Here is a 24,394-nt window from a genome sequence, read left to right as displayed (position 1 = left end):
CGGGCCCCGTCCGGCGGGTCGCTCAGTCGTCCTTCCTCGGGCGCAGGACGCCAGCGAGGCGGTACGCCTCCGCCTCGTCCAGGGTCTCGTTGACCAGCAGCGCCTCCGCCAGGGCGTCCAGTTGCCCCCGGTGGTCGGTGAGTTTGCGGCACGCCTCCTCGTAGCAGTCGTCCACGATGCGGCGCATCTCGCTCTCGATCACATCCAGCGTCTGCGGGGCCGCCGCGAGGCCGTAGGGCTGCTGCGCGTCGTTGGGGAGAGCCGAGAAGCGGCCCACCCGTTCGCTCATGCCCCAGCGGGCGACCATGCCGCGGGTGAGGTTGGTGACCTGTTCGAGGTCGTTCTCGGAACCCGTGGTGATGACGCCGAAGACCACGTGTTCCGCGGCCATGCCGCCCAGGGCGCCGATGATGCGGCCGCGCAGATACTCCTCGGTGTACGCGTACCTGTCGGCCTCGGGGGTCGACAGCGTCACTCCCAGAGCCCGGCCGCGCGGCACGATGGTGACCTTGCGGACGGGGTCGGCGCCCGGTTGCAGCATCCCCAGCAGGGCGTGCCCGCTCTCGTGGTAGGCGGTGCGCCGCCGCTCCTCCTCGGGCATCAGGAGCGAGCGTGCGGCGCCCAGCTGGACCTTCTCCAGGGCCTCCAGGAAGTCGTGCTGCGCCACCTGCGGCTGCTTCCGCTTGACCGCGAGGAGCGCCGACTCGTTGGCGAGGTTGGCCAGTTCCGCGCCGGTCATGCCCGGGGTCATCCGGGCCACCTGGGGCAGGTCCACGTCCGGGGCGAGGGGCATGTCGCGCGCGTGGATCCGCAGGATGGCCTGGCGGCCGTCGCGGTCCGGCGGCGAGACGGTGACCACCCGGTCGAAACGGCCGGGGCGGGTCAGCGCCGGGTCCAGGACGTCGGCGCGGTTCGTCGCAGCGATGACGATCACGCCCTCGGAGCCCGAGAAGCCGTCCATCTCGGTGAGGATCTGGTTCAGGGTCTGCTCACGCTCGTCGTGGCCGCCCAGCGAGGCGCCGCCGCCCCGTATCCGCCCGATCGTGTCGATCTCGTCGATGAAGATGATCGACGGGGCGGCCTTGCGGGCCTCGGTGAACAGTTCGCGGACGCGGGACGCACCGACGCCCACGATCATCTCGATGAACTCGGAGGCCGAAGCGGAGAAGAACGGCACGCCCGCCTCGCCTGCCACCGCCCGGGCCAGCAGTGTCTTGCCCGTGCCGGGCGGACCCGTCAGCAGGACGCCGCGCGGCATCTTCGCGCCCATCCTGCGGTACGCGTCCGGGTTCCTCAGGAAGTCGACGACATCGTTCAGCTCGCCCTTGACCTCGTCGATGCCGGCGACGTCGGCGAACGTGGTGCGCCTGATGCCCGGCTGCAGCTCGACCGGCTTGGGCGGCGCCCTGCGGCCCAGCATGCCGCCCGGACCGCCGAGGCCGGTTCGCACCCGGCGCGCGATGAAGATCCACACCGCCGCCAGGATCAGCAGCGGCAGCAGCGAGATCAGCAGATTGGACAGAAAGCTGCGCTCCTGCACCACCGGCTGGGCGGTCACGGTGACATGGTGCGCGGTCAGGTTCTGCCAGAGCTTGTCGTCCGCGAAGGCCGGGCGCTGCGTCTTGAACTTGGTGTACTCCCCGCCGCCCGGCCTGGGTCGCGCCTGCTTCAGCTGTCCCTGGATCGCGTCGCCCTTGGAGTACACCTTGGTGACGTTTCCGGCGTCGACCTGCTTGCTGAACTCCGTGTACGAGATGGTCGGTTCGTTGGCCGCGGTGAAGTACGTCAGCGCGGCGTAGACGGCGAGGAAGACGATGACTGCGGCGGCGGCCAGACCCCACCACCCACCAGGCGCCTTTCGGCCGCCCAGCCGCCGGGACGGTTCGTCCGAGGTGCCCTCCGTGCGCCACGGCTTGTCCGGGGTTTTGCGTGGTGGCGCCGCATTGGTCATATATCGGACGGTACGGCACCCTCGACACCCCGGCATGCGCTGAGGGCGCCCCTCCGGTGAGGGGCGCCCTCGGCGTCGTACGGCGCGGACCGTCGTGCGGGTCAGCCCATGAACTTCTTGAACTCGTCCGGCAGCTCGAACTCCTGACCGCTCTGCTGTGGCAGGCCGAAGGCGCTTCCGCTCTGGGCCGCGGCACGGCGGGCGGCTTCCTCCTGCTCCTGCTGCTTGCGCTTCATCGGGTTGCCGGAGCGCTGCTTGCCCTTGACCTTCTTCGGCTGCTTCTTCGTCCGGCCGGCGCCGCCGCCCATGCCCGGGATCCCCGGCATGCCGGGCATGCCGCCGCCCTGGGCCATGCGGGACATCATCTTGCGAGCCTCGAAGAACCGTTCGACCAGGTTCTTGACCGCACTGACCTCCACACCCGAACCCTTGGCGATACGGGCCCGGCGCGAGCCGTTGATGATCGTCGGTTCCTGGCGCTCTCCGGGGGTCATCGACTTGATGATCGCGGCCGTGCGGTCGACGTCCCGCTCGTCCAGGTTGTTGATCTGGTCCTTGATCTGGCCCATGCCCGGGAGCATGCCGAGCAGCTTGGAGATGGAGCCCATCTTCCTGACCTGCTCCATCTGGGCCAGGAAGTCGTCCAGGGTGAAGTCCTGGCCCTTCTTGGACGCCAGTTTGGAGGCCATCTTCTGGGCCTCTTCCTGGCTGAACGTCTTCTCCGCCTGCTCGATCAGGGTGAGCAGGTCACCCATGTCGAGGATGCGCGAGGCCATCCGGTCCGGGTGGAAGGCGTCGAAGTCCTCGAGCTTCTCACCGTTCGACGCGAACATGATCGGCTTGCCGGTGATCTGCCGAATCGACAGGGCCGCACCACCACGGGCGTCACCGTCGAGCTTGGCGAGCACCACGCCGTCGAAGCCGACGCCGTCGCGGAAGGCCTCGGCCGTGTTGACGGCGTCCTGACCGATCATCGCGTCGACGACGAACAGGATCTCGTCGGGCGAGACCGCGTCCCGGATGTCCGCGGCCTGCTGCATCATCTCCTGGTCGATGCCGAGGCGGCCGGCGGTGTCCACGATCACGATGTCGTGGACCTTGGCCTTGGCGAACTCGATGGAGTCCTTGGCGACCTTGACCGGGTCGCCGACTCCGTTGCCCGGTTCGGGCGCGTAGACGGCGACGCCCGCACGCTCGGCGACGACGCTGAGCTGGTTGACCGCGTTCGGGCGCTGGAGGTCGGCGGCGACCAGCAGCGGGGAGTGCCCCTGCTCCTCGAGCCACTTGCCGAGCTTGCCCGCGAGGGTGGTCTTTCCGGCACCCTGCAGACCCGCGAGCATGATCACCGTCGGCGGCTGCTTGGCGAACCGCAGACGGCGGGTCTCACCGCCGAGGATCGTGACCAGCTCGTCGTTGACGATCTTGAGGACTTGCTGGGCGGGGTTCAGTGCCTTGGAGACCTCGCTTCCGAGGGCCCTTTCCTTCACGCTCTTGATGAAGGAGCGGACGACGGGCAGGGCCACGTCGGCTTCGAGAAGCGCAATGCGGATCTCGCGCGCCGTGGCGTCGATGTCCGCCTCGGAGAGCCGGCCTTTCCCGCGGAGGTTTTTGAAAGTCGCGCTGAGGCGGTCGGAGAGGGTATCGAACACGGCGGCGTCGGTCCTCGGGGTCGGGGGCGTTTTGGGCTGCCCTCCAGGGTATCCGGACCGGCGAGCAAATCGACCCCGGCCGCCGACCACAGCAGTCCACATCGGGCACCGGGCGACCGCGGGGTCACTTCCGCAACGTCTCCTCCAGCACCCGCGCCACCGAGGCCGCCTCCTCTCCCGGCAGGGGCGCGCCCGTGGCGGTTGTCACATAAAAGGCGTCCACCGCGTTCGCACCCAGTGTGCTGACGTGCGCACTGCGCACCCGCACGCCGCACTTCTCCAGCGCACGGCCGATCCGGAACAGCAGCCCCGGCGCGTCCTGGGCCCGTACCTCGATCACCGTGGCGTGCCGCGAGGCCGCGGGGGCGACCGTCACCCGGGGCGGAGGTGCCTCCACTCCCCGGCGGCGGGGGTAGGCCGCGTCCCGCTCCGCCAGACGCGCGGGGACGTCCAGTGAGCCGTCCAGCGCCCGTACGAGGTCGGCACGCAGCCGGGCGGCCTGCGGCAGCGAGCCGTACTCCGCCGCGACCCGCCAGTCGAGCAGCAGGACGTTGCCCTCGTGGACGGCGTCCGGCAGGTCCAGTGCCCGCAGCTCCGCCGTGCGCACGGTGAGGCGGTGCACGGCCAGTACGCCCGACACCGCGGGCAGCACACCGGGCTGGTCCGGCACGGCGATGAGAAGCTCCACGCCGAGAGGCTCCGGCTCGACGGCCGGTTCCTCGGACGGTGGCTCGGTCTGCGCGCGCAGCGCCAGGACGGGGCCGCCCGTACGGAAAGCCTCGATCGCGAGCCGCTCCTGCTCCGCGGTGGGTGTGGCGGCCTCCGGGTCGGCGGGCTCGTCGCCGGCCAGCACCGCCACGACCCGCTTGACCAGGTCCGTCACGAGGGCACCCCGCCAGGACGACCAGGCGGCGGGCCCGGTGGCCAGGGCGTCCGCCTCGGTCAGCGCGTGCAGCAGCTCCAGGGTGCCCTGCGAGCCCACCGCCTCGGCGACCGAGCGCACCGTGGCCGGGTCCTCCAGGTCACGCCGGGTGGCCGTCTCGGCCAGCAGCAGATGGTGGCGCACAAGCGTGGCGAGGACCGCGACGTCGTCGCGGTCGAAGCCGATGCGGCCCGCCACGTCCCGCGCGATGATCTCTCCCGCCACGGAGTGGTCGCCGGGCCAGCCCTTGCCGATGTCGTGCAGCAGCGCGGCGACCAGGAGGAGGTCCGGGCGGCCGACGCGACGGGTCAGTTCGGAGGCCCGCACGGCCGTCTCGATCAAGTGCCGGTCGACGGTCCAGATGTGCACGGCGTTGCGCTGCGGACGGCAGCGCACGCGCTCCCAGTCGGGCAGCAGGCGGGTGATCAGTCCCTCGGCCTCGAGGGCCTCCCAGACCTCCACGGTCGGGCGCCCGGAGCCCAGCAGGGTCACGAGCTGTTCGCGGGCCTCGGCGGGCCAGGGCGTGGGCAGCGGGCGCGCGGTGGCGGCCAGGCGCCGTACAGCGTGCAGGGAGAGCGGGAGACCGGCCTGGGCGGCGGCCGCCGCGGCACGCAGGGGCAGCACGGGGTCGCGCTCGGGGCGCGCGGTACGGGCGAGCACGACCTCGCCTTCCTGTTCCACCACGCCTTCGGCCAGCGGCGACCGCTCGGCGACCGGTCTGCCGCCGCCGGGCGCCCTCCCGTCGCCCCCCACCGCCCTTCTGAGGAAGTCGCTCCGCTCCCTCGCCAGTTTGCGCAGCCGGGGCCGCACGGCGCGGGCCTTGAGGACGCGCCCCACCTCGCGCCAGGTCACATCGCTCGCATACGAGATGACCCGCGCCGCCTCGTACACCTGGCGCAGCAGCGTGTCGGCGTCCAGCAGGCCGAGCTCGGCGGCGACCTGGTCCTGCTCCTGCAGGGACAACCGGTCGGTGGCGCGCCCGGTGGTCAGATGCAGCGCGTCCCGCACGTCGAGGAGCCTGCACCGGGCGTCCGCCAGTCCCTCGCGCGGGGCGTCCGCGAGCCAGGATGCGGCCACCGCGCGCAAGGCCGTGGCGTCGCGCAGCCCGCCCCGCGCCTCCTTGAGGTCGGGCTCCAGGAGGTACTGCAGTTCGCCCTGCCGCTCCGCCCGCTCGGCGCACAGCTCCCGGAGCTCGGGGAGACGTTTCGGCGCCTGGTTGCGCCAGTCGGCGAGGACGGAGGTCCGCAGACCCGCGGTCAGCCCCAGGTCACCGGCCAGGTGCCGCGCGTCCAGCAGGCCGAGCTGCACCTTGAGGTCCTCTCCCGCGGTCTTGCGGGCCTCCGCCGGCGTGCGGACCGAGTGGTCCAGGGCGAGGCCGAGGTCCCAGACGGGGTACCAGAGACGGTCGGCGAGCGCGGCGACCGCCTGAGGGTCGCCGTCGTCGTGCAGCAGAAGCAGATCGAGGTCGCTGCGCGGGGACAGCTCGCCTCGGCCGTACCCGCCGACGGCGACCAGGGAGACACCGCGCAGCCCCTCGGCGCCGGCGGTGAACAGCTGGGCGAGCCAGTCGTCCGTCAGCTTCGCCAGGGCCGCACGGCGCGGCGGCCCGGACTGCGCCCCCTCGTGGAGGAGACGCAGCCGGGCCGCCGCGTAGCCGCCGGGTCCGAAGCCCTCTGCTTCCGTACGTACGCCCGTACTCGTCACCCGGCGACTCCTGTTCCTTGGTGCCTTACAGCGCGTCGGGTCCGCGCTCGCCGGTCCGGACCCGGACCGCCGTCTCCACCGGGAGGGACCAGACCTTTCCGTCTCCGATCTTGCCGGTGCGGGCCGCCTTGACGATGACGTCGATCAGCTGTTCGGCATCGTCGTCCTCGGCCAGCACCTCGATGCGGATCTTGGGGACCAGGTCGACCGTGTACTCGGCGCCCCGGTAGACCTCGGTGTGTCCCCGCTGACGACCGTAACCGCTCGCCTCGGTGACCGTCAGGCCGTGTACCCCGAAGGCCTGAAGGGCCTCCTTGATCTCGTCCAGCCGGTGGGGCTTCACGACGGCGGTGATGAGCTTCATGCGTCCACCTTCTTGCTCTCCGTGGCGGCCACGACCGAAGCGGCGGAGCCGACGATCCCACCACCGGCGCCGCTGAAGTCGTATGCGGTCTCGGCGTGCTCGGCCTGGTCGATGCCGGACACCTCCTCGTCCTCGGGGACGCGCATGCCGATCGTCTTGTCGAGGAGGAAGGCGAGGACCGCGGAGACCACCAGGGAGTAGGCCAGCACCGCGAAGACACCGGCGCACTGCTTCCAGAGCTGGTCGAGGCCGCCGCCGTAGAAGAGGCCCTTGACATCGGACTGGCCCTTGCCGCTGGCGAAGAAGCCGATAAGCAGGGAGCCGGCGATACCGCCGACCATGTGGACGCCGACGACGTCGAGCGAGTCGTCGTAGCCGAACTTGTACTTGAGGCCGACGGCCATGGCGCACAGGACACCGGCGATGGCGCCGACGGCGATCGCGCCGAGCGGGCTGACCGCTCCGCCGGACGGGGTGATCGCGACCAGACCGGCGACGGCACCGGAGGCGGCGCCCAGCGTGGTGAACGCGCCGTGGCGGATCTTCTCGTAGGTGAGCCAGGCCAGCATGGCGGCCGCGGTGGCGATCTGCGTGTTGACGAACATCAGCGGGCCGACGCCGTCGTCGTTGCCGAGCCACGAGCCGGCGTTGAAGCCGAACCAGCCGAACCACAGCAGACCGGCGCCGAGCATGACCAGCGGGAGGCTGTGCGGACGCATCGGGTCCTTCTTGAAACCGACGCGCTTGCCGATGACGAGGATCACTCCGAGTGCCGCCGCACCCGCGTTGATGTGGACCGCTGTACCACCGGCGAAGTCGATCACACCGAGTTCGTAGGCCCAGCCGCCCGTGCCCCAGACCCAGTGGGCGACCGGGAAGTACACGATCGTGACCCACAGCACCAGGAAGACCGACCAGGCCGTGAACTTCACCCGGTCCGCCAGGGCGCCGCTTATCAGAGCGGGCGTGATGATGGCGAACATCAGCTGGAAGACGGCGAAGACGAAGACCGGGATGGTGTAGCCGGGCCAGAGGTCCGTCTTGCCGATGCCGCTGAAGCCCACGAAGTCGGAGGTCCAGCCGACGATCGAGCCCTTGTCGGTGCCGAAGGCCACGGAGAAGCCGTAGAGCACCCACAGGATGGTGACGATCCCCAGGCTGATGAAGCTCATCATCAGCATGTTCAGGGTGCTCTTGACGCGGACCATGCCTCCGTAGAAGAAGGCCAGGCCCGGAGTCATGAGCATCACCAGGGCGGAGCAGATGAGCATGAAGCCTGTATTGGCGGACGACAGCTTGGGTGCGTCCGCCGCAAGCATGATGGCGGCTGGTGCCATCGGCGTCTCCTCGTTGGTTGGTACGGCCCCGTGCGGGCGAAGCCTGAGCGGTCCGGATCAGTGAGGGGTGGGCCGGTTATGCGCCATGAGACTGACGCAGCGCGGTTTCCGTCGAAGCCCCTCGATGTTTCACCGCAGTGACGAAGGCGCCGGGCGTGTTACGCCTTGATGAACTACTGGATGCCGGCCATGCCGATCGTTATCGTGACGCAACCTTCGATGGAGGGCATCGCCGAGGCGCCCGCCGGTGTGCCCCGCCCCGGGCGGACCGGGCGCCGGGGGGCAGGTCGTGCAACGGTTGCAGAATGCAGGCCGACCGCGACGGCCATCCGATGACCAGGCATGGGGGGAGCCGAGTCGGGCGATTCGGGATGGCGGCCGCGGTCGGGGTCCCATGAGGCCCTTGGACTGCGCGGGCCCGGAAGGAGTCAGATCGCCTCGGCGGTCTCGGGCAGGTGGGTGGCGAGATGGTCGGTCAGTTCGACGACCTCCGAAAGATCACCGAAATCGCGTACAGCCGTGTCGACGGTCTTTCGGATCCGCGTGTTGACGCGTTCGGACCGCACCTTCTTGGCGATCTCCATGGACCGCCTGGCCAGCGCCGCGCTCTCTTCCGGCTCGCGCTGGAGGAGGTGCACGGTCGCCATGCCGATGAGGTTGAGTGCGTACGACCGCTGGTGCTCGGCGTCCTCGGCGAAGAGCTCGACGGCCTGCCGCATCAAAGGCTCGGCGAGGGAGGCGTAGGTGGGGCTGCGGCCCGCGACATAGGCCAGGTCACGGAACGAGTGGGAGTTCTCCGCGTGCAGCTCCGCCTCGGAGAAGAAGCGGATCCAGTCGGGCTCGGGCTCGTCGAACTCGAGAACGTCGGCGAAGGTGTCCTCGGCCATCCGGACGGCACGCTTGCACTTGCCGGGCTGGCCCATGTTCGCGTACGCGCGCGCCTCCATCGCGTACAGCATCGCCTGGGTGCGCGGGCTCGCGCAGTCCCGGCTGCCGTACTGGGCGAGGTGGATGAGCTCCAGGGCGTCGTCGGGCCGGCCGAGGTGGATCATCTGGCGGCTCATGCTGGAGAGGATGTACGAGCCGAGCGGCTTGTCCCCCGCTTCCTTGGCGGCATGCAGGGCGAGGACGAAGTACTTCTGCGCGGTGGGCTGCAGTCCGACGTCGTAGCTCATCCAGCCCGCCAGCTCGGCCAGCTCCGCGGCGACCTTGAACAGGCGCCCGGCCGTGGCCTCGGTCTGCGGTTCCTGCAGGAGGTCGGTCACCTCGTGCAGCTGACCGACGACGGCCTTGCGGCGCAGTCCGCCCCCGCACTGGGCGTCCCACTTGCGGAACATCACGGTGGTGGTCTCGAGGAGGTCGAGCTCGGGCTTGGACAGCCGGCCACGGGCGCGCCCCGGCGGGACGGACTCTAGATCGTCGCGCGGAGCGCTGGGGCCCGGCACGAGCCAGCGCTGCATGGGCTCGATGAGGGTCGGACCGGCGGACAGGGCCAGCGAGCTCCCGAGGAAGCCGCGCCGGGCCAGCATCAGGTCGCTGCGCGAGAACTCGTTGATGAGTGCGACCGTCTGCGGGCCCGTCCACGGCAGATCGATTCCCGACACGGAGGGTGACTGATGGGCGGTGCGCAGCCCGAGGTCCTCGATGGCGACCACACAGCCGAAGCGCTCGGAGAACAACTCCGAGAGGATCCGCGGGATCGGCTCGCGCGGGTTCTCCCCGTCGAGCCAGCGGCGTACCCGCGAGGTGTCCGTGGAGATGTGATCGGCCCCCAACTGGCGGGCACGCCGGTTCACTTGACGCGCCAGCTCGCCCTTGGACCAGCCACTGCGCGCGAACCATGAGCCGAGCAGCTCATTGGGGCGCTTGTCAGCGTTCGTACCGCCTCCGCCGTTGTCGCCCACTGGAACGCCCCCATCCCTCACACCACTTGTGCGCTGTGTGCGCCAAGCCCTACCAGAATGCCGGTGAATACGGTCCCGCGTCCGGCAGTTCTCACCCGTCGGACGGGAACCGAGTTGCCCCCGGCATACCCACGAGTGCATGCGTCCCCAGGACTCGTGCACTCAAAGTAGTCCTACGATCACGCACCCAGCCATGGCGATTCCAGAAACGCCACCATTCGCCACCCCTTCGAATGAACTCACTGCCGCCTCCGCACGATTCACTTGACACATGACAGCCGGAAGCGGATGGAGCGATGCATTCACCGGCGCACGCGGCCGGACGCACCACCCCGGATGTACCTGGACGCCGTCCGGACCATGCGGCGACCACCGACGGTTCCAAAGCACAGAGTCACATTCCCGTTCCGTCGCGTAACCACCGGCGCGCTGGACCCGTTGGAGGGGGCATGGGCTTCACGATCGGCGGCACGCGGGCGAACCGCGACATCAGGTCCGGTGCTCGGCGCCGGGGCCGCTCCTCGGAGTGCACCGTCGTGGCCGAGTACACCGGCCTGTGGGGCTGGGACGTGGTGCCCGGGGCCCGGGCGGTCGCGGGGGCGTGCTCGTGCGGCAAGAGCGACTGCGGCATGCCCGGCGCGCATCGGCTGGACTTCGCGCCGGTCGTGAGCGCGGGCTCCACGCTCGACGAGGCGACCGAGGCCTGGGCGGAGGTCCCGGGTGCCGCGGTGATGCTGCCGGTCGGCCGCGCGTTCGACGTGATCGAGGTCGCCGAGGCGGCCGGACGGCGAGCGCTGATCCGGCTGGAGCGCATGGGCCTCCCCCTCGGCCCGGTGACGGCGACCCCGGACGGCCGCGCCCACTTCTTCGTCGCACCGGGCGCCGCGGCCGAACTGCCCGAGCTGCTGTACCGGATGGCGTGGGACGACACGGACCTCGACCTGCACGCGCTCGGCCCCGGCACGCACATCACCGCCCCGCCCTCAGACCGCGCCGGCCTCGGACCGGTCCGCTGGCTGCGCTCCCCCGCTCTCGACTCGGCGACGCATCCACCGGCCGCGCGCCTGCTGATCGGCACGCTGGCGTACGTGGCCCACCGTTCACGCGCCTGAACCTGCGGCATTTCCGGCACGACGGAAAGCAGAAGGGCCCCACTCCATTCACACCGTGGAGTGAGGCCCTGATCACGTACTGCTGTGAGGCGACCGTACGCCTCGCGAGAACCGTCAGTCGCCGATAAGCGCATCCACGAACGCTTCCGGCTCGAACGGGGCCAGATCGTCGGCACCCTCGCCGAGACCCACCAGCTTGACGGGCACACCCAGCTCGCGCTGGACCGCGACCACGATGCCGCCCTTGGCCGTACCGTCGAGCTTGGTGAGCACGATGCCGGTGATGTCGACGACCTCGGCGAAGACGCGCGCCTGGACGAGACCGTTCTGCCCGGTCGTGGCGTCGAGGACGAGCAGCACCTCGTCGAGCGGGGCGTGCTTCTCGACGACGCGCTTGACCTTGCCGAGCTCGTCCATGAGCCCGGTCTTGGTGTGCAGCCGGCCCGCGGTGTCGATGAGCACGACGTCGTAGCCCATCTCCTTGCATTCCTTGACCGCGTCGAAGGCGACGGAGGCCGGGTCGCCGCCCTCGGGCCCGCGCACGGTGTAGGCGCCGACCCGCTCGCCCCAGGTCTGCAGCTGATCGGCGGCGGCGGCACGGAAGGTGTCGGCGGCGCCGAGGACGACGGTGCGGCCGTCGGCCACGAGGACACGGGCGAGCTTGCCGGTGGTGGTGGTCTTGCCGGTGCCGTTCACACCGACGACCATCACGATGCCGGGCTTGGTGCTCTCGGGCTCGGTCCGGACGGTGCGGTCCATGTCGGTGCCGACCAGCGTGAGCAGCTCCTCGCGCAGCAGCCCGCGCAGCTGCTCGGGCGTCCGGGTGCCCAGCACCCGCACACGTTCACGCAGCCGCTCGACCAGCTCCTGGGTGGGCAGCACACCGACGTCGGCGGTGAGCAGCGTGTCCTCGATCTCCTCCCAGGTCTCGTCGTCGAGGTGCTCGCGGGACAGGAGCGTGAGCAGCCCCTTGCCCAGCGCGTTCTGCGAGCGGGACAGCCTGGCGCGCAGCCGGACCAGACGGCCGGCGGTGGGCTCGGGGATCTCGATCGGGGGCGCCTCGACGGTGGGCGGCTCCTCGACGACGACAGGGGCGGAACTCTCTGGGAGATCCACCTCCTCGATCGTCCGGCGCTCCTCGTCGCGCGGCGTCTCGGCCTCTTCGCCGACATGCGGCTCGGCCGGAGGGGCGGTGATGTCGGGCGTCTTCGGGGGCGCCGGAGGCAGCGGCTTCCTGCGCCGACTGCCGATGAGGAGCCCGCCGAGCGCACCGAACACGACCACGGCGATGACTACAGCAAGGATGACGATTTCCATAACGCGTCCAGTATGGCGTGACCTACCGCTCGGCCGTTCGTTGTACGCGCGGGGCTCCAGGGCCCCCGCCGGGCCGGACCGGCCCGTGGTCCGGCCTCACGTCTGCCGGTAGCCCGTCAGGGGCGGAGTCACACCGCGTCCGGTGTGCGAAGAGAGCGTGCCGGGTACGCAGAGCAGCGTCCCCCGTGTGTGTCACGACCCAGATGTGGGCCGTGACACACCCGTGCCGCCGGCGGCCGGCAGCGGTTTCGAGATGCGCACCCCTGGTTGTCTGACACTCCGTCAGCTAACGTCCCCCAGCACACCCGCCCGGCGAAGGCGAAGGGGGCCTGTCATGCCCGTCACAGTCGTACGTTTCAACCTCGTCGAGTCCGGCGCCACACCCGCCTCGCTGAGCGCCCGCTACCGGGCTGCCCTGGAGATGGCCGCGTACGCCGACAACCGGGGGATCACCACCGTCCAGACGGAGGAACACCACGGGGTCGCGAACAACTGGCTGCCGTCACCGTTCGCCTTCGCCGGCGCGGTCTTCGGCGCGACCCGCCGGCTCGCGGTCACCGTCTGCGCGGTCATCGGCCCGCTGCACGATCCGCTGCGGCTCGCCGAGGAGATCGCCGTTCTGGACCTGCTCAGCAAAGGCAGACTGGTCACCGTCGCCGGGATCGGCTACCGGCCCGAGGAGTACGCCCTCTTCGACGTCGACTGGAAGGCGCGCGGCAGACTTCAGGACGAGCTCCTCGAGACCCTGCTGAAGGCGTGGACCGGCGAGGAGTTCCCGTTTCGCGGCCGTACCGTGCGCATCACCCCGCGCCCGTACACCGAACCGCACCCCCTGCTGCTGGTCGGCGGCTCCTCGAAGGCGGCGGCCCGCCGCGCCGCCCGCCTCGGCCTGCCGTTCTTCCCGAGCGCGCACCTGCCGGAGCTGGAGGCGTACTACAAGGAGCAGCTGGTCGCGTACGGCACCGAGGGCTGGACGATGATGCCCGCCGCCGAGACTCCGCTGCTGCACATCGCGGAGGACCCGGACCGGGCGTGGGCGCTCTACGGCGACCACTTCCTGCACGAGGCGCGGACGTACGCCTCGTGGCAGTCGGACGGCATTCGCTCGGCTGTGAAGTCGGCGGCCTCGACGGTGGCGGAGCTGCGGGCGGAAGGTGTCTACCGCATCCTGACGCCCGACGACTGCGTGGTCCTGGGCCTGGACAGCTACGTTCTGCACCCGCTGTCCGGGGGCATGCCGATCGACGAGGGCTGGCGCAGCCTGCATCTGTTCTGCGAGAACGTGCTCCCCCGGCTGGAGGACTGATCCTCGGACGCCGCCACACGGGGGCGACCGAGCCGGAGGGGACGCGCGTGGGACCGTACCTTGCCGCGCACGAGACAGCCGGGCGGCGGGATCCGAGGAGGCAGCAGGAGATGCGTGGGCCCGTTGCAGGTCCCATCCATCCAGTGCTGTGGCCGGAAAGGTTTGCAGGTGAACCTGTCCGGTCGCAGAACTAGCGCAGCCGCTGGGAGATGACCTTCGACACACCGTCGCCCTGCATGGATACGCCGTACAGCGCGTCGGCTACCTCCATCGTCCGCTTCTGGTGCGTGATCACGATCAGCTGCGAGGCCTCCTGCAGCTCCTGCATGATGCGGATCAGCCGCTGCAGGTTGGTGTCGTCGAGCGCGGCCTCGACCTCGTCCATGACGTAGAACGGGCTGGGACGCGCCTTGAAGATGGACACGAGCAGCGCGACGGCGGTCAGCGACCGCTCGCCACCGGAGAGCAGGGAGAGCCGCTTGACCTTCTTGCCCGGCGGGCGGGCCTCGACGTCGACACCCGTGGTGAGCATGTTGTCCGGATCGGTCAGCACGAGCCGCCCGTCACCGCCGGGGAAGAGCCGGCTGAAGACACCCTCGAACTCACGGGCCGTGTCACGGTAGGCCTCGGTGAAGACCTGCTCGACGCGCTCGTCGACCTCCTTCACCACCTGAAGCAGGTCGGCACGGGTCTTCTTGAGGTCCTCCAGCTGCTCGCTGAGGAACTTGTGGCGCTCCTCCAGCGCCGCGAACTCCTCCAGCGCGAGCGGGTTGACCTTGCCGAGCTGCTGGTAGGCACGCTCGGCCGCCTTGAGCCGCTTCTCCTGCTCGGCGCGGACGAACCGGCGGGGCTGATTGCGCGGGTGCTCGGGGTCCTCGGGCAGTTCCTCGCCCTCGGCGGGCGGGGACGGCGGGACCGGCTGGTCGGGACCGTAGTCGGCGATCAGTCCTGCCGGCTCGACACCGAGTTCCTCCAGCGCCCTGGTCTCCAGCTGCTCTATGCGCAGCCGCTTCTCGGCGCCGAGCACCTCACCGCGATGGACGGAGTCCGTGAGCTTGTCGAGCTCCGCCTTGAGGTCACGGCCCTCGCCGCGGGCGGCGGCCAGCTCCTGCTCGCGGCGGGCCTTGGCGGTTTCCGCGGCGGCGCGCTCGGCCGCGGCCCGGCCCAGGGAGACCTCGACATGAGCGAGGAGCTGCCGGGCGCCGGAGGCGACCGCCTCCGCGACGGCGGCCTCGTGGCGCAACCGGGCCCGCCGCTGTTCGGCACGCACGCGAGCCTCGCGTTCGGCACGGGCGGCCCGATCGAGGGAGTCGGCACGTCCGGCCAGCCCCTTGACCCGCTCCTCGTGCGTACGGACCTGGAGCCTGGCCTCCATCTCGGTCTGCCGCGCGTTCGCCCCGTCGGCGGCGAGCCGGTCCCGCATGGAGGTGTCGGGCTCCTCCTCCACCGGCATCTCCTCGGCGACGGCGAGCCGCTCGGCGAGTTCCTCCACCTCTCCCAGGGCCTTCTCCAGGGCCTCCTGCGCCCGGGCGGCGGCCGCGGCGGAACGTTCGGCCTCCCCCGCGGCGCCACGCGCCTGCCCGGCCAGCCGCCCGAGCTGCTGGGCGACGGCGGACTTCTCGCGCTCGGCCGCGCGCCTGCGCTCCCCCAGTTCCTCGACAAGGCCGGCGCATTCCTTGCGGCGCTCACCCGCCTGCCGTTGCTGCTCGGTCAGCTCCTCACATCTGACGGCGAGTTCTTCCAGCTCCGCGGCGGCCTCGTCGACGGAGGCCTGCACCTCGAGCAGGCTGGGGGCCCCGGCGGACCCGCCGTGCGCGAAGTGTGCCCCGAGGAGATCGCCCTCGGCGGTGACGGCGGTCAGATCGGGCCGCGAGTAGACGAGTTCCTCGGCGTCCTCGAGACTGCCCACCACGACGACGCCGCGCAGCAGCCGCCGCACCGCGGGCATCAGCTCGCCGGGGCCCCGGACGAGGTCGGCCGCGTACACGGCGCCTGGGGCCGGTGCCCGCTCGGGTACCTCGTCGGGGGCACCGCTCAGCAGCAGGGCCGCCCGCCCCGCGTCCTGCTTGCGCAGCAGCCGGATCGCCTCGGCCGCGGCGCCCGGCGTGGTGACCGCGACGGCGTCTGCGGCCGCGCCGAAGGCGGCCGCCAGGGGTACCTCATGGCCCGGGGTCACCGAAAGCAGTTCGGCTGCCGGGCCCAGCAGCCCGGCGAGACGGTCCTTCGCCTCGAGCAGGGCGCCCGTGCCGTCCTTGCGGCGCAGCCCCATGGCGAGGGCCTCGTGGCGGGCCGCCACCGCGGCGCGCCGGCGCTCGGCCGTGGTGGCCGCCTCACGAGCCGCCGACAGGGCGGCCTCCGCCTCGGCGAGGGTCCGCTTCGCGGCCTCGTGCTGCTCCGCCAGGTCCGCGTCGCCCGCATCGAGGCCGTCGACCTCGGCCTTGAGTGCCTCGTACTCCTCCTGGGCGACTGCGGCACGCTCCTGCGCCTCGTCCCGGGCTGCGGCGAGGCGGTCGATCTCGGCCTGGGCGGAGGCGGCCCGCGAACGGGCGGCGTTGACCTGACCGTTCAGCCGGGCCAAGCCCTCACGGCGGTCGGCGATGGCGCGGGCCGCATCCTTCAGCCGCCGCTCTTCGATCGCCAGTTCGCGCTCCAGCTCGGCCCGGTGCGCGACGGTGTCGTCCAGCGCGCGCTCGGCCGCCTCGAGGGCGGCCTCCAGCTCGGCCTCCTGCTCGCGAATGCGTGCGGCCTCGCGCTCCATGTCCTCGGGGTCACGTCCGCGCCGCTCCTCCGGGGGCGCGGAGGTCGCGCTCTTCACCCGGGCGTCGGCCAGCGAGATCGTGCCGCGCACCCGCTCCGCGAGCTGCGACAGCTCGTACCAGGTCTGCTGAGCGCGCTGCAGACGCGGCGTCAGCTGCCGTACCTCGTCCTCCAGGAAGGCCTCACGCTGCAGTGCCTTCTTCAGTTCCGCCTCGGCGGCCTCCTTGCGCTCCTTGAGCGCGGCCTCGTCCGCGATCTCGGCCTTGAGCGCCTCCCGCAGCCGTACGAGATCGTCGGCGAGCAGGCGCAGCCGGGCGTCCCGGAGGTCGGCCTGGATCACGGCCGCCCGCCGTGCGACCGCCGCCTGCCGTCCCAGCGGCTTGAGCTGGCGGCGCAGTTCATCGGTGAGGTCCTGGACGCGAGCGAGGTTCGCCTGCATCGCGTCCAGCTTCCTGAGGGCCTTCTCCTTGCGCTTGCGGTGCTTGAGCACGCCCGCGGCCTCTTCGATGAAGGCGCGGCGGCCCATGGGGTCGGCGTGCAGTACGGAGTCGAGTTGGCCCTGGCCGACGATCACGTGCATCTCGCGGCCGATGCCGGAGTCGGAAAGAAGCTCCTGGATGTCGAGGAGACGGCAGGTGTCGCCGTTGATCTGGTACTCGCTGCCGCCGTTGCGGAACATGATCCGCGTGATGGTCACCTCGGCGTACTCGATCGGGAGGGCCCCGTCGGTGTTGTCGATGGTGAGAGATACCTCGGCGCGGCCGAGCGGAGGGCGCCCGGTGGTGCCGGCGAAGATGACGTCCTCCATCTTGCCGCCGCGCAGCGACTTGGCCCCCTGTTCACCCATGACCCAGCTGAGCGCGTCCACCACATTGGACTTGCCCGAGCCGTTCGGGCCCACGACACACGTGATCCCCGGCTCGAACCGGAGCGTGGTGGCTGAAGCGAACGACTTGAAGCCGCGAAGGGTCAGGGCCTTGAGGTGCACGCCGCTGGACTCTACCTTCCGCCCGGTATCTCACTCCATGAACCCGCGGTTTCACCCATGAACGCGCAGGGCACACCATCCGTTAAGAAGACTGAAAGGGTGCGCGGGGGCAAGAAAGAAGGGACGCCGAGGCGTCCCTTGCAACTCTGACAATTGAGCGGTTGATACGGGCTGCCCAACCACTGTTGGTGCCTTCGTGGAGCGATGCAGTGATCAGGTGAGCGCAGGCTCCGCCTGGTGTGCGTCGACGCTCTCCATGATCCTTTCGTGAGAAGCGGCAGCCGTCAGCGCGTCGTTCTCCGCCTGGATCCGTACGAGCTCGGACTCGAGCTCCTGGACGCGCTGCTGGAGCCGTCGCATCTCGGCGAGGAGTCGCGGGTCGGAGCCGCCGACGTAACCGAGAAGCGCCTTTGCCATGATGGATGGTCCTCCACACTGAGTGACCGACCGATGCGGTGTGGGTCGTGAGGGATTCGCACCCGCGGTGCTTGGCACTCTCGAGTTTTGCGCCGTTCTTACATGCCAAACAGCTAAGGTGCGCGGGGCTTTCAGCGTCTCACCAAAAAGTTTGACGGTCAACACGATCACGCCCTGCGTCGGGGGGCAACCCGGGTGCGCGTGGCCTCGGACGGGCGGCACTGCGGCTCCTGCGGGCCCCTGCGGGCGTGGAGATCATCCTTATCCGCGGAGCCTGCCACGCCTGGCGATTCTTGGCAACCACCAGGCCCTTTCTGCTCCGGGCAGGTGCCAGTGGCATGCCCGTCCGATTGTGCGGGCCGGCTCCCCGGCCGTGACTCAGCGGATCGCGAAGCCGTCGTATCCGCCGCGAGGGGTGTCCCAAATCTCAGTGACACCTTCCACGCGCCCGGGTGTGTCGTCGCCCTGCAACCAGCCCAGCAGGACCTCGCACCCTTCCCGGGGCCCCTCGGCGACCACCTGGACCCGCCCGTCGTCCAGGTTGGAAGCGAAGCCGCTCAGATCGCCGATCTCCAGTGCCTTGGCCCGCGTGTACCACCGGAAACCCACACCCTGGACGCGTCCGCGCACCCACGCCACAAGCCGTGCTTCGTCGTTCATGGGTGCACGCTAACCGGCCAATGTCACAGTGGGCACTTCCTCCCCGTGCGCCATGCGGTACCGTCCCCATCCAATATGAAGCTCATGTGAAACTCACTCGATCGAGTGAGTTGCGCTGACCGCAAGACCAGGAAGGCCAGCAGATGGGACGCCACCGACGCACCGCCGCCGGACGCGCCGCCACGGGGGGCCGCGCCACCGAAGTCACGCAGCGACACCACATTCCTACGGAGGATTACGGGCCGGAGAACCTCTACGGTTTCGCCGCGGTGCTGGAAGCGGAGCGGCGTGCCACCCGCTCGCACCGCAAGAAGAAGGCCACGACCCCGGTGCGCACGGGCCTGCTTGGGGTCTCCGCGGCCGTGGCGCTGGGCACCGTGGCGGTCGCCGCCGGGGTGCTGCCGGGCGCCGAGCACTTCACCGTGAGCGGCGACTCCGGTGATCCGCAGGCGGGGGGCGCCGCCCCGTCCGGTTTCGCGACCGAGCAGGGCGGCACGAGCGGTACCGCCGACGACCGCGAGTCCACCTCCACGAGCCGTCACGACAACCGCGCGGCCGCGCCGACCACGGCCCCTCCGTCCGCCACGGCCGCCCCCTCGACGCCGGCGGAGAAGCCCTCGAAGACACCGTCCGCGACCGCGACGAAGACGGCGACGGCCGCGCCTCCGGCGCACAAGGAGACGACGAAGCCGCAGACCACCCATCCCGCGAAGGTGTCCACCGAGGGAGCGGCCGCGGCCGCGGTTCTCAAGCTGGTCAACGACGAGCGCGCCAAGGTGGGCTGCAGCCCCGTGACCCCGAACGGACCGCTGCGGAAGCTGGCGGAGGCGTTCAGCGAGGACATGGCCGCGCGGAGCTTCTTCGACCACACCGACCCCAGCGGCAAGGACCCCTGGGACCGTGCCGCGGGGCTCGGCATCACGGACCTGGGCGGCGAGAACATAGCCCGTGGCCAGGCGACCGCACAGGAAGTGGTGGACGCCTGGATGAACAGCCCGGGGCACCGGGCGAACATATTGAACTGCGACTTCCAGACGCTGGGCGTCGGAGTGCACTTCGGGGTCGGCGGCCCCTGGTGGACGCAGGACTTCGGCTACTGAGATAACCGCAGGTCAGAGGCCTAGGAACCTTCCTGGGCCGTCTCGGGGCCGTCATCAGTAGCCCTCTCGTCACCGAAGACTGCATCGACGGCGGCCCGAGTACGGGTCGCGCTGGACGGCATCAAGTGCGTGTAGGTCCGCAGAGTGAAGCCGGGATCGTGGTGTCCCAGGTACTCGCTCAGCGCCTTGATGCTCTCCCCCGCGTCCAGCAGCACAGACGCGTAAAAGTGCCGTAGTGCGTGCATCCCGTTGTCCCGCCCCGTGGCCACACCAGCAGCACGGAGTGCAGGACGCCACTGCCGATCGTTGAAACGGTTGCGGTCGAGAGCCAGTCCCGTAGGACTTCGAAAGATCAAGGTTGCCGTGACCAGCGGCCCGTCCAAGCTCTTCCAGGGCAAGGTCACCTCGGCGGCCGGGAAACCCGTCAGGTGGCCGGCGAGCGCGAAGGCGATGGACTCGGGTAGTGGCACGTCCCGCTCCTTGCCTCCCTTGGGCGGCGCGAAGACCGGCCGGTTCTGGAGGAGCTTGACTTGCCGAACGACGTGGACGACGCCGCCGAGGAAGTCAACGTCTTCGACCGCCAGGCCGAACACCTCCCCCTGACGAAGCCCGCAACCGGCAGCGGGGTCCACGAGTGCTCGGTACCGCTCGGGCAACTCAGCCCGCACAGTCTTCACGCGCTCAGCAGACCAGGGCTTCACCTTGCGCGGGTCGAGCCGAGGAGCCTTGACCGACCGAGCGCTACACGGGTTGGCCCGGATGATCCGGTCTTCCACGGCCGACGTAAAGACCGTGGAGACGTGGGCGAAGATCCCTCGCCGGTAGGCAGCCGACAGCCTCGAGTCCTCCAGGGTGCGCATCCAGAGACGCAGATGCGAAGGGGTGAAGGAGCCCATCGGCCGCTTGCCGATGTGCGGGATCGCATGCACACGCAGCCGCATTTCGACAGATTCCCGCGTCGCTGGGTCCGTCATCTGCGTACGCATCCACTTGGTGGCGTACTGCTCGAACGTGACGTTGCCAGCCTCCGGAGCGATGTAGTCGCCGCGCGACATGTCCGCTTCGATATTGGCTAGCCACGTCTCAGCCTTACGCTTCTGCTTGTCCGGGAAGCTCTTGGACTTCTCCGTGCCGTCCGGGCCGATGTAGCGAGCGCGGTAGCGGAGGCCCGTTCCATGGCGCTCCGTCTTGAGCTTGACCGATTTACCGTCCGGGCCGGTCTCGACCTTGTACCAGCGGTCTTGGATGTGTCCGGCCATCAAGCAGCCCCCTCCATCAGGTCGTTGACCCAGGCGTGCACGTCTTCGGGGTCGAAACGGAGATGCCGGCCGACACGGAAGCCACGTGGTCCAGTGCCCTTACGGCGCCACTGGTACACGGTCTCGACGGGGACGCCCAGGAGGTCAGCCAGGTCCACGGGCGTCAGGTAGCGATCGGGTAGCGCGCGCTTCATGCGCACACCTCCCAGTCGTCCGTGTCGGGCAGGTCGGCGAGGGCTTCGCGCGCGATCTCTCGGTTCAGTCGGATGTCCTTTGCGATCGAGGCAGCCAGCCAGGACTCACCAGGGGTGTGGCCCTGTCCGGCGTAGGTCCAGTGGGCGAGCACGAGCGTGGAGCCCTCCGAGTCGTCGAGGTCTTCGGAGAGCCCGCGTTCGCGGCGTTCCTGTCGGGCGCGATAGTCGGCGCGTACCTGGCGCAGAGCTCCGAGCGTGGTCGAGTAGCGGCGGGACTTGGTGGAGAAGTGCCCGCGGAAGCCGAGCATGTGAGCCCAGCGCGCCAACAGCCGATCCGGGTAGGCCTCATCCAGCACCCAGCACGCCTCGATCAGGCGCCGGGTGTGGTCGGGCAAGGACAGCTTGGCGAGCTCCGAGAGCTCCCCGATCCGACGGTCCACCGTGCCGGTCGTCTCCGCCGCCTTGGTGGCGTACTTGGCCACGTAGGAGGCCACGGCCTGTTCCGTCAGCTCCTCATGGCCGAGGGCGCCAATGGCCTGTACGTCGACCTGGGTGCCCCAGCGCAAGACGCGCCCGGCAAAAGCGCCGGCGGGAGGCACGGTCACCGCGACCCGAGTAGCGGCGGCGCGGATCGAACCGTCCAGGAGCGCAACCGTGGCCCAGGCCGGGGGCGCGGAGTCTGGACCGTTCGGACCGTCGAGCCGCACCACGGCGTGGAAGTGCACGGCCCCGCGCTTCTGGAACTCGGCAACCTTGCCGAAGGAGACCCGACACACCCCCGTCACAGCCGTCTGGGTCAGGCCCGCACGCGCGGCGATCTCCCGGCGCAGGTAGATGGTGAAGCGCCGCCACAGGTCCCCGGCGTGGTTGTTCCACAGCACGGCCCCGGCGTAGTCGTATCGCTCCGGGTCGAGCGCCGTGCCCAGCGCCGGGTCATCGTCGGCATGCCGGGCACCGCATCGGCAGCGGCCGGAGTCGGGACGGTTGTGGACGGGACCGAACGAGGGCGCGGTGAGGGTCGCGAAGACGCGGGGGTGATCCCGGACCGTGGCGGGGACGTCCTTGCGTTCGTCGCCGGTGATCCCGGCACGGATCAGGTGGTAGGTGTCGCCCGCGTACGTCCAGGCGCACGCCGGGCAGCGGGAGGCGCGCCGGTTGCCGCAGGCGACGCGGAGCCGCCCGCCGGGCTCACGGTCGGTGTTGTAGGAGTACAGGACGTCGCCGGTCTTGGCGTCACGGGTGACGGTCTGGCCCACCAGGTGGATCGGGTGGGAGCAGCCGCCCGTACGGCAGACCTGTTCCTGCCAGCGATCGAAGCCGGGCGCGTTGGCCACCCGGAGGAGATCGGCGAGGGTGAGGGGGTCGGTGCCCAGGGAGGCCGCAGCACCGGCCACGGCCTCCGGGGCGACGGGGAAGACCGTCACGCGGCCACCGCCGTTTCGAGCTGGGCCGCCAGGTCCGACACCAGGTGCTCCAGGGCGTCGATGCGGTCGGCGAGCGTCGTGTTGCCGGTCCGGGTGAAGCCGAGGTCCTGCGGGGTGGCCCGGAACAGGGCGCAGAGGAGGACCTGGTAGGTCTGGCTGGGCCGGTTGACGCCGTTCTCCCAGCGGGAGATCTGCACCGTGAGGGAGCTCTCGGCGGCTACCTCCCAGCCCCAGCTCTCGGCCAGCAGACGCAGCGCCCGCACGACCTTGCGCTGAGACCAGCCACGAGCCACCCGAGCTCGGCTCAGCGGTGTGTCCGAGGCCCGGAGCGCAGTGCGCGGGGGCTGTACCGGCGGCGCGGTCGCGTCGGTCAGCGGTGTGATCACGGCGGGGCTCATGCCTGCACCCCCCGCTTCCACGACCTTGGCGCCACCGCAGGTGGGGCACCAGATCTGAAACTCGGAGGTGTCGTAGCCAGTGCCGCCGCAGTCCAGGCAGTTGATCCAGTCCCGGTCAGCGAAGTAGGCGCGGCAGAACTCCGCGTCGGCGCAGCGCGGCTCCGCGCACACCGGGCAGCAGCGGCCCGTGCCGGTACGGCGGATCGGTTCGGGGCGTGGGACCGGTAACGGCAGTACCGGAGCCATGTGCGGGGCGGTCAGCGTTGCGGGCATGATGGAGGCTCCCTTCGTGGGACGAAGGAGGGCGGCGGCTTGCTTGGCGGTAGGTGCGTCGCCCTCCGGAGCGCGGCCAACGGCCGCATGACTTAGGTTGCTATATAGCAGGCTAGATCACAAGAGATAGTGCGGCATAGGCTGTGCTATGTCGCTGTGCTCGGTACTCTCGGCGCATGACGGTTGAAGCCCACGACCCCAGGCCCAAGAAGGTGCAGATCGCCGACGCCTTGCGCGAAGAGATCGCAACACTGCCAGCGGGGCACCGGCTTGCGTCGCTGCGCGAGTTGGCCGACCGGTTCAAAGTCACCACGGTGACGGCGGGCAACGCGCTCAAGGTGCTCGCGGATGAAGGCGTGATCGTCTCGGTCCCCACCCGGGGGTACTTCGTGCAGTCCCCGCCGAGCGCTGGCGAAGCCGGACAGGAGGCCGGCGAGCCGGTTAACCGAGATGAGATCAACGCTATCCACTCCGAGATTCAGCAACTTGCTGCCCGAGTAGCCGAGTTGGAGAAGCGCGCCCAGTTCCCGAGCAGTGCCTGACTAGTGATCCACCATGCGTGAGGCGCCTCGGACGCACTAGGGACAGGCGTGGTGTCACCGGGGGACAGCCTTGGTGCCAACCCCCTGTCACCCCCCGTGTCACCAGCTCTCGGAATGCCAGACTCGAAGGCAGGCACCCGACGGGCAGCACATGAGTGACGAACGGCCAGCATGGGCACGACGGCTTTCCTCAGAGCGCGAGGCCCGGCAGTGGTCGCAGGCCGAAGTGGTGGCCGCGCTGCGGGCGCACGCACCCAAGCCCCTGCCCGAAGGCTCCAGCATGGTCCGACAGTGGAAGCGCTGGGAGTCCGGTGAGGTCATGCCGAGCGACTTCTACAAACCGATCATCGCCGCCACCTTCGGCACCGTCACCCACGCGATCTTCCCCGTAACCGGGCAGCGAGACGGAAATGCCGAGATCGTTGCCGTCAGCGGCATGGAAACGCTCGACATCATCAGCAGGTTGCAGGCCTCCGACGTCGACAACGCCACGCTGGACGCGCTCCGGATCACGACCGATCGGTTGTGCTCCGAGTACCCGTACCTGCCGGGCGCTCAACTGGCCGCCGAGGGTAGGCAGTGGCTCAAGCGAGTCGCCGGACTCCAGTCGCAGCGGCTCACGCTCGCACAGCACCGCGAAGTCCTCACTCTGTCAGGTTGGCTCGCACTCCTGATCGGATGCGTCGAGTACGACATGGGCGACCGTGGCGCAGCCGAGAGCACGCGAAAGGCAGCTCTGTCTTTAGCGGATGAGTCCGGTAACGCAGAGATCGCCGGTTGGGCTCACGAGATGCGTGCCTGGTTCGCACTGACAAC

18 protein-coding genes and 1 pseudogene are annotated in these 24,394 nt (G+C 70.2%); 5 read left to right on the top strand and 14 right to left on the bottom strand.

The features are described 5' to 3' along the window. Positions 1-22: 22 nt before the first annotated feature. The 6 genes from ftsH to nsdA form a co-directional block, all read right to left on the bottom strand. Positions 23-1,951: an ATP-dependent zinc metalloprotease FtsH gene (ftsH, locus tag VXC91_RS19130; RefSeq protein WP_329508494.1), complete on the bottom strand. Its 1,929-nt coding sequence runs from the start codon at positions 1,949-1,951 to the stop codon at positions 23-25. Between the two features lie 101 nt (positions 1,952-2,052). Continuing rightward, the gene (ffh, locus tag VXC91_RS19125; protein ID WP_329508493.1) at positions 2,053-3,600 is read right to left on the bottom strand and encodes a signal recognition particle protein; all 1,548 of its coding nucleotides are present in this window, start codon (positions 3,598-3,600) and stop codon (positions 2,053-2,055) included. A 124-nt stretch (positions 3,601-3,724) separates the two neighbouring features. Beyond that, complete coding sequence (locus tag VXC91_RS19120; protein WP_329508492.1) at positions 3,725-6,226, bottom strand: [protein-PII] uridylyltransferase; 2,502 nt, start codon at positions 6,224-6,226, stop codon at positions 3,725-3,727. A 25-nt stretch (positions 6,227-6,251) separates the two neighbouring features. Further along, positions 6,252-6,590 carry a P-II family nitrogen regulator gene (locus VXC91_RS19115; protein WP_003997576.1) on the bottom strand — a complete coding sequence of 113 codons (339 nt, stop codon included), beginning with the start codon at positions 6,588-6,590 and terminating at the stop codon, positions 6,252-6,254. Next, on the bottom strand, positions 6,587-7,927 hold the full coding sequence (locus VXC91_RS19110) for an ammonium transporter (protein ID WP_329508491.1): 1,341 nt from the start codon (positions 7,925-7,927) through the stop codon (positions 6,587-6,589). The genes VXC91_RS19115 and VXC91_RS19110 overlap by 4 nt, the downstream gene beginning before the upstream one ends. A gap of 428 nt (positions 7,928-8,355) precedes the next feature. Continuing rightward, positions 8,356-9,831: a transcriptional repressor NsdA gene (nsdA, locus tag VXC91_RS19105; protein ID WP_329508490.1), complete on the bottom strand. Its 1,476-nt coding sequence runs from the start codon at positions 9,829-9,831 to the stop codon at positions 8,356-8,358. A gap of 449 nt (positions 9,832-10,280) precedes the next feature. Between nsdA and VXC91_RS19100 the strand changes: the two genes are divergently transcribed. Continuing rightward, entirely contained in the window at positions 10,281-10,943 is a 663-nt protein-coding gene (locus tag VXC91_RS19100) for a bifunctional DNA primase/polymerase (protein WP_329508489.1), read from the top strand. Between the two features lie 114 nt (positions 10,944-11,057). Here the strand turns inward: VXC91_RS19100 and ftsY are convergent, their stop codons facing one another. Then, complete coding sequence (gene ftsY / locus VXC91_RS19095; protein WP_329508488.1) at positions 11,058-12,260, bottom strand: signal recognition particle-docking protein FtsY; 1,203 nt, start codon at positions 12,258-12,260, stop codon at positions 11,058-11,060. A gap of 334 nt (positions 12,261-12,594) precedes the next feature. Between ftsY and VXC91_RS19090 the strand changes: the two genes are divergently transcribed. Beyond that, positions 12,595-13,566 (top strand): LLM class flavin-dependent oxidoreductase, encoded by a 972-nt coding sequence (locus VXC91_RS19090; protein ID WP_329508487.1) that lies wholly within the window; start codon positions 12,595-12,597, stop codon positions 13,564-13,566. A gap of 190 nt (positions 13,567-13,756) precedes the next feature. Here the strand turns inward: VXC91_RS19090 and smc are convergent, their stop codons facing one another. From smc to VXC91_RS19075, 3 genes are all read right to left on the bottom strand, one after another. Next, positions 13,757-17,311 carry a chromosome segregation protein SMC gene (smc, locus tag VXC91_RS19085; RefSeq protein ID WP_329508486.1) on the bottom strand — a complete coding sequence of 1,185 codons (3,555 nt, stop codon included), beginning with the start codon at positions 17,309-17,311 and terminating at the stop codon, positions 13,757-13,759. Between the two features lie 213 nt (positions 17,312-17,524). Further along, positions 17,525-17,728 (bottom strand): hypothetical protein, encoded by a 204-nt coding sequence (locus tag VXC91_RS19080; protein ID WP_329508485.1) that lies wholly within the window; start codon positions 17,726-17,728, stop codon positions 17,525-17,527. Positions 17,729-18,106: 378 nt separating this feature from the next. Next, on the bottom strand, positions 18,107-18,388 hold the full coding sequence (locus VXC91_RS19075) for an acylphosphatase (RefSeq protein WP_329508484.1): 282 nt from the start codon (positions 18,386-18,388) through the stop codon (positions 18,107-18,109). A 143-nt stretch (positions 18,389-18,531) separates the two neighbouring features. On the opposite strand from VXC91_RS19075, the gene VXC91_RS19070 reads away from it, so the two are divergent. Then, positions 18,532-19,488: a CAP domain-containing protein gene (locus VXC91_RS19070; protein ID WP_329508483.1), complete on the top strand. Its 957-nt coding sequence runs from the start codon at positions 18,532-18,534 to the stop codon at positions 19,486-19,488. A 20-nt stretch (positions 19,489-19,508) separates the two neighbouring features. Here VXC91_RS19070 and VXC91_RS19065 read toward each other — a convergent pair whose 3' ends face one another. Genes VXC91_RS19065 through VXC91_RS19050 form a run of 4 tightly spaced genes read right to left on the bottom strand, consistent with a single transcriptional unit; the run spans position 19,509 to position 23,036 of the window. Continuing rightward, positions 19,509-20,747, bottom strand: a complete 1,239-nt coding sequence (locus VXC91_RS19065; RefSeq protein WP_329508482.1) for a tyrosine-type recombinase/integrase — start codon at positions 20,745-20,747, stop codon at positions 19,509-19,511. After that, positions 20,747-20,941, bottom strand: a complete 195-nt coding sequence (locus VXC91_RS19060) for a helix-turn-helix transcriptional regulator (protein ID WP_329508481.1) — start codon at positions 20,939-20,941, stop codon at positions 20,747-20,749. Before VXC91_RS19060 ends, VXC91_RS19065 begins: the two co-directional genes overlap by 1 nt. Continuing rightward, the gene (gene repSA, locus VXC91_RS19055; protein ID WP_408057414.1) at positions 20,938-22,335 is read right to left on the bottom strand and encodes a replication initiator protein RepSA; all 1,398 of its coding nucleotides are present in this window, start codon (positions 22,333-22,335) and stop codon (positions 20,938-20,940) included. Before repSA ends, VXC91_RS19060 begins: the two co-directional genes overlap by 4 nt. 26 nt (positions 22,336-22,361) lie before the next feature. Further along, on the bottom strand, positions 22,362-23,036 hold the full coding sequence (locus VXC91_RS19050; protein ID WP_329508479.1) for a helix-turn-helix domain-containing protein: 675 nt from the start codon (positions 23,034-23,036) through the stop codon (positions 22,362-22,364). A gap of 176 nt (positions 23,037-23,212) precedes the next feature. On the opposite strand from VXC91_RS19050, the gene VXC91_RS19045 reads away from it, so the two are divergent. Together VXC91_RS19045 and VXC91_RS19040 are read left to right on the top strand one after the other, a co-directional pair. After that, on the top strand, positions 23,213-23,578 hold the full coding sequence (locus VXC91_RS19045) for a winged helix-turn-helix domain-containing protein (protein ID WP_329508478.1): 366 nt from the start codon (positions 23,213-23,215) through the stop codon (positions 23,576-23,578). Between the two features lie 151 nt (positions 23,579-23,729). Further along, positions 23,730-24,394 (top strand): annotated as a pseudogene (locus tag VXC91_RS19040) (XRE family transcriptional regulator); the annotation flags it as partial.

This window comes from Streptomyces chiangmaiensis (assembly GCF_036281785.1).
GTDB classification, from domain to species: Bacteria; Actinomycetota; Actinomycetes; order Streptomycetales; family Streptomycetaceae; genus Streptomyces; species Streptomyces chiangmaiensis.
This window is presented reverse-complemented; position numbering and strand designations above follow the sequence as displayed.

Bases quoted from the DNA above. Each gene is read 5' to 3' on its own strand.
- ftsH (WP_329508494.1), bottom strand. From the start codon at position 1,951: ATGACCAATGCGGCGCCACCACGCAAAACCCCGGACAAGCCGTGGCGC.
- VXC91_RS19115 (WP_003997576.1), bottom strand. From the start codon at position 6,590: ATGAAGCTCATCACCGCCGTCGTGAAGCCCCACCGGCTGGACGAGATC.
- VXC91_RS19110 (WP_329508491.1), bottom strand. From the start codon at position 7,927: ATGGCACCAGCCGCCATCATGCTTGCGGCGGACGCACCCAAGCTGTCG.
- VXC91_RS19100 (WP_329508489.1), top strand. From the start codon at position 10,281: ATGGGCTTCACGATCGGCGGCACGCGGGCGAACCGCGACATCAGGTCC.
- ftsY (WP_329508488.1), bottom strand. From the start codon at position 12,260: ATGGAAATCGTCATCCTTGCTGTAGTCATCGCCGTGGTCGTGTTCGGT.
- VXC91_RS19090 (WP_329508487.1), top strand. From the start codon at position 12,595: ATGCCCGTCACAGTCGTACGTTTCAACCTCGTCGAGTCCGGCGCCACA.
- VXC91_RS19080 (WP_329508485.1), bottom strand. From the start codon at position 17,728: ATGGCAAAGGCGCTTCTCGGTTACGTCGGCGGCTCCGACCCGCGACTC.
- VXC91_RS19075 (WP_329508484.1), bottom strand. From the start codon at position 18,388: ATGAACGACGAAGCACGGCTTGTGGCGTGGGTGCGCGGACGCGTCCAG.
- VXC91_RS19070 (WP_329508483.1), top strand. From the start codon at position 18,532: ATGGGACGCCACCGACGCACCGCCGCCGGACGCGCCGCCACGGGGGGC.
- VXC91_RS19065 (WP_329508482.1), bottom strand. From the start codon at position 20,747: ATGGCCGGACACATCCAAGACCGCTGGTACAAGGTCGAGACCGGCCCG.
- VXC91_RS19060 (WP_329508481.1), bottom strand. From the start codon at position 20,941: ATGAAGCGCGCGCTACCCGATCGCTACCTGACGCCCGTGGACCTGGCT.
- VXC91_RS19050 (WP_329508479.1), bottom strand. From the start codon at position 23,036: ATGCCCGCAACGCTGACCGCCCCGCACATGGCTCCGGTACTGCCGTTA.
- VXC91_RS19045 (WP_329508478.1), top strand. From the start codon at position 23,213: ATGACGGTTGAAGCCCACGACCCCAGGCCCAAGAAGGTGCAGATCGCC.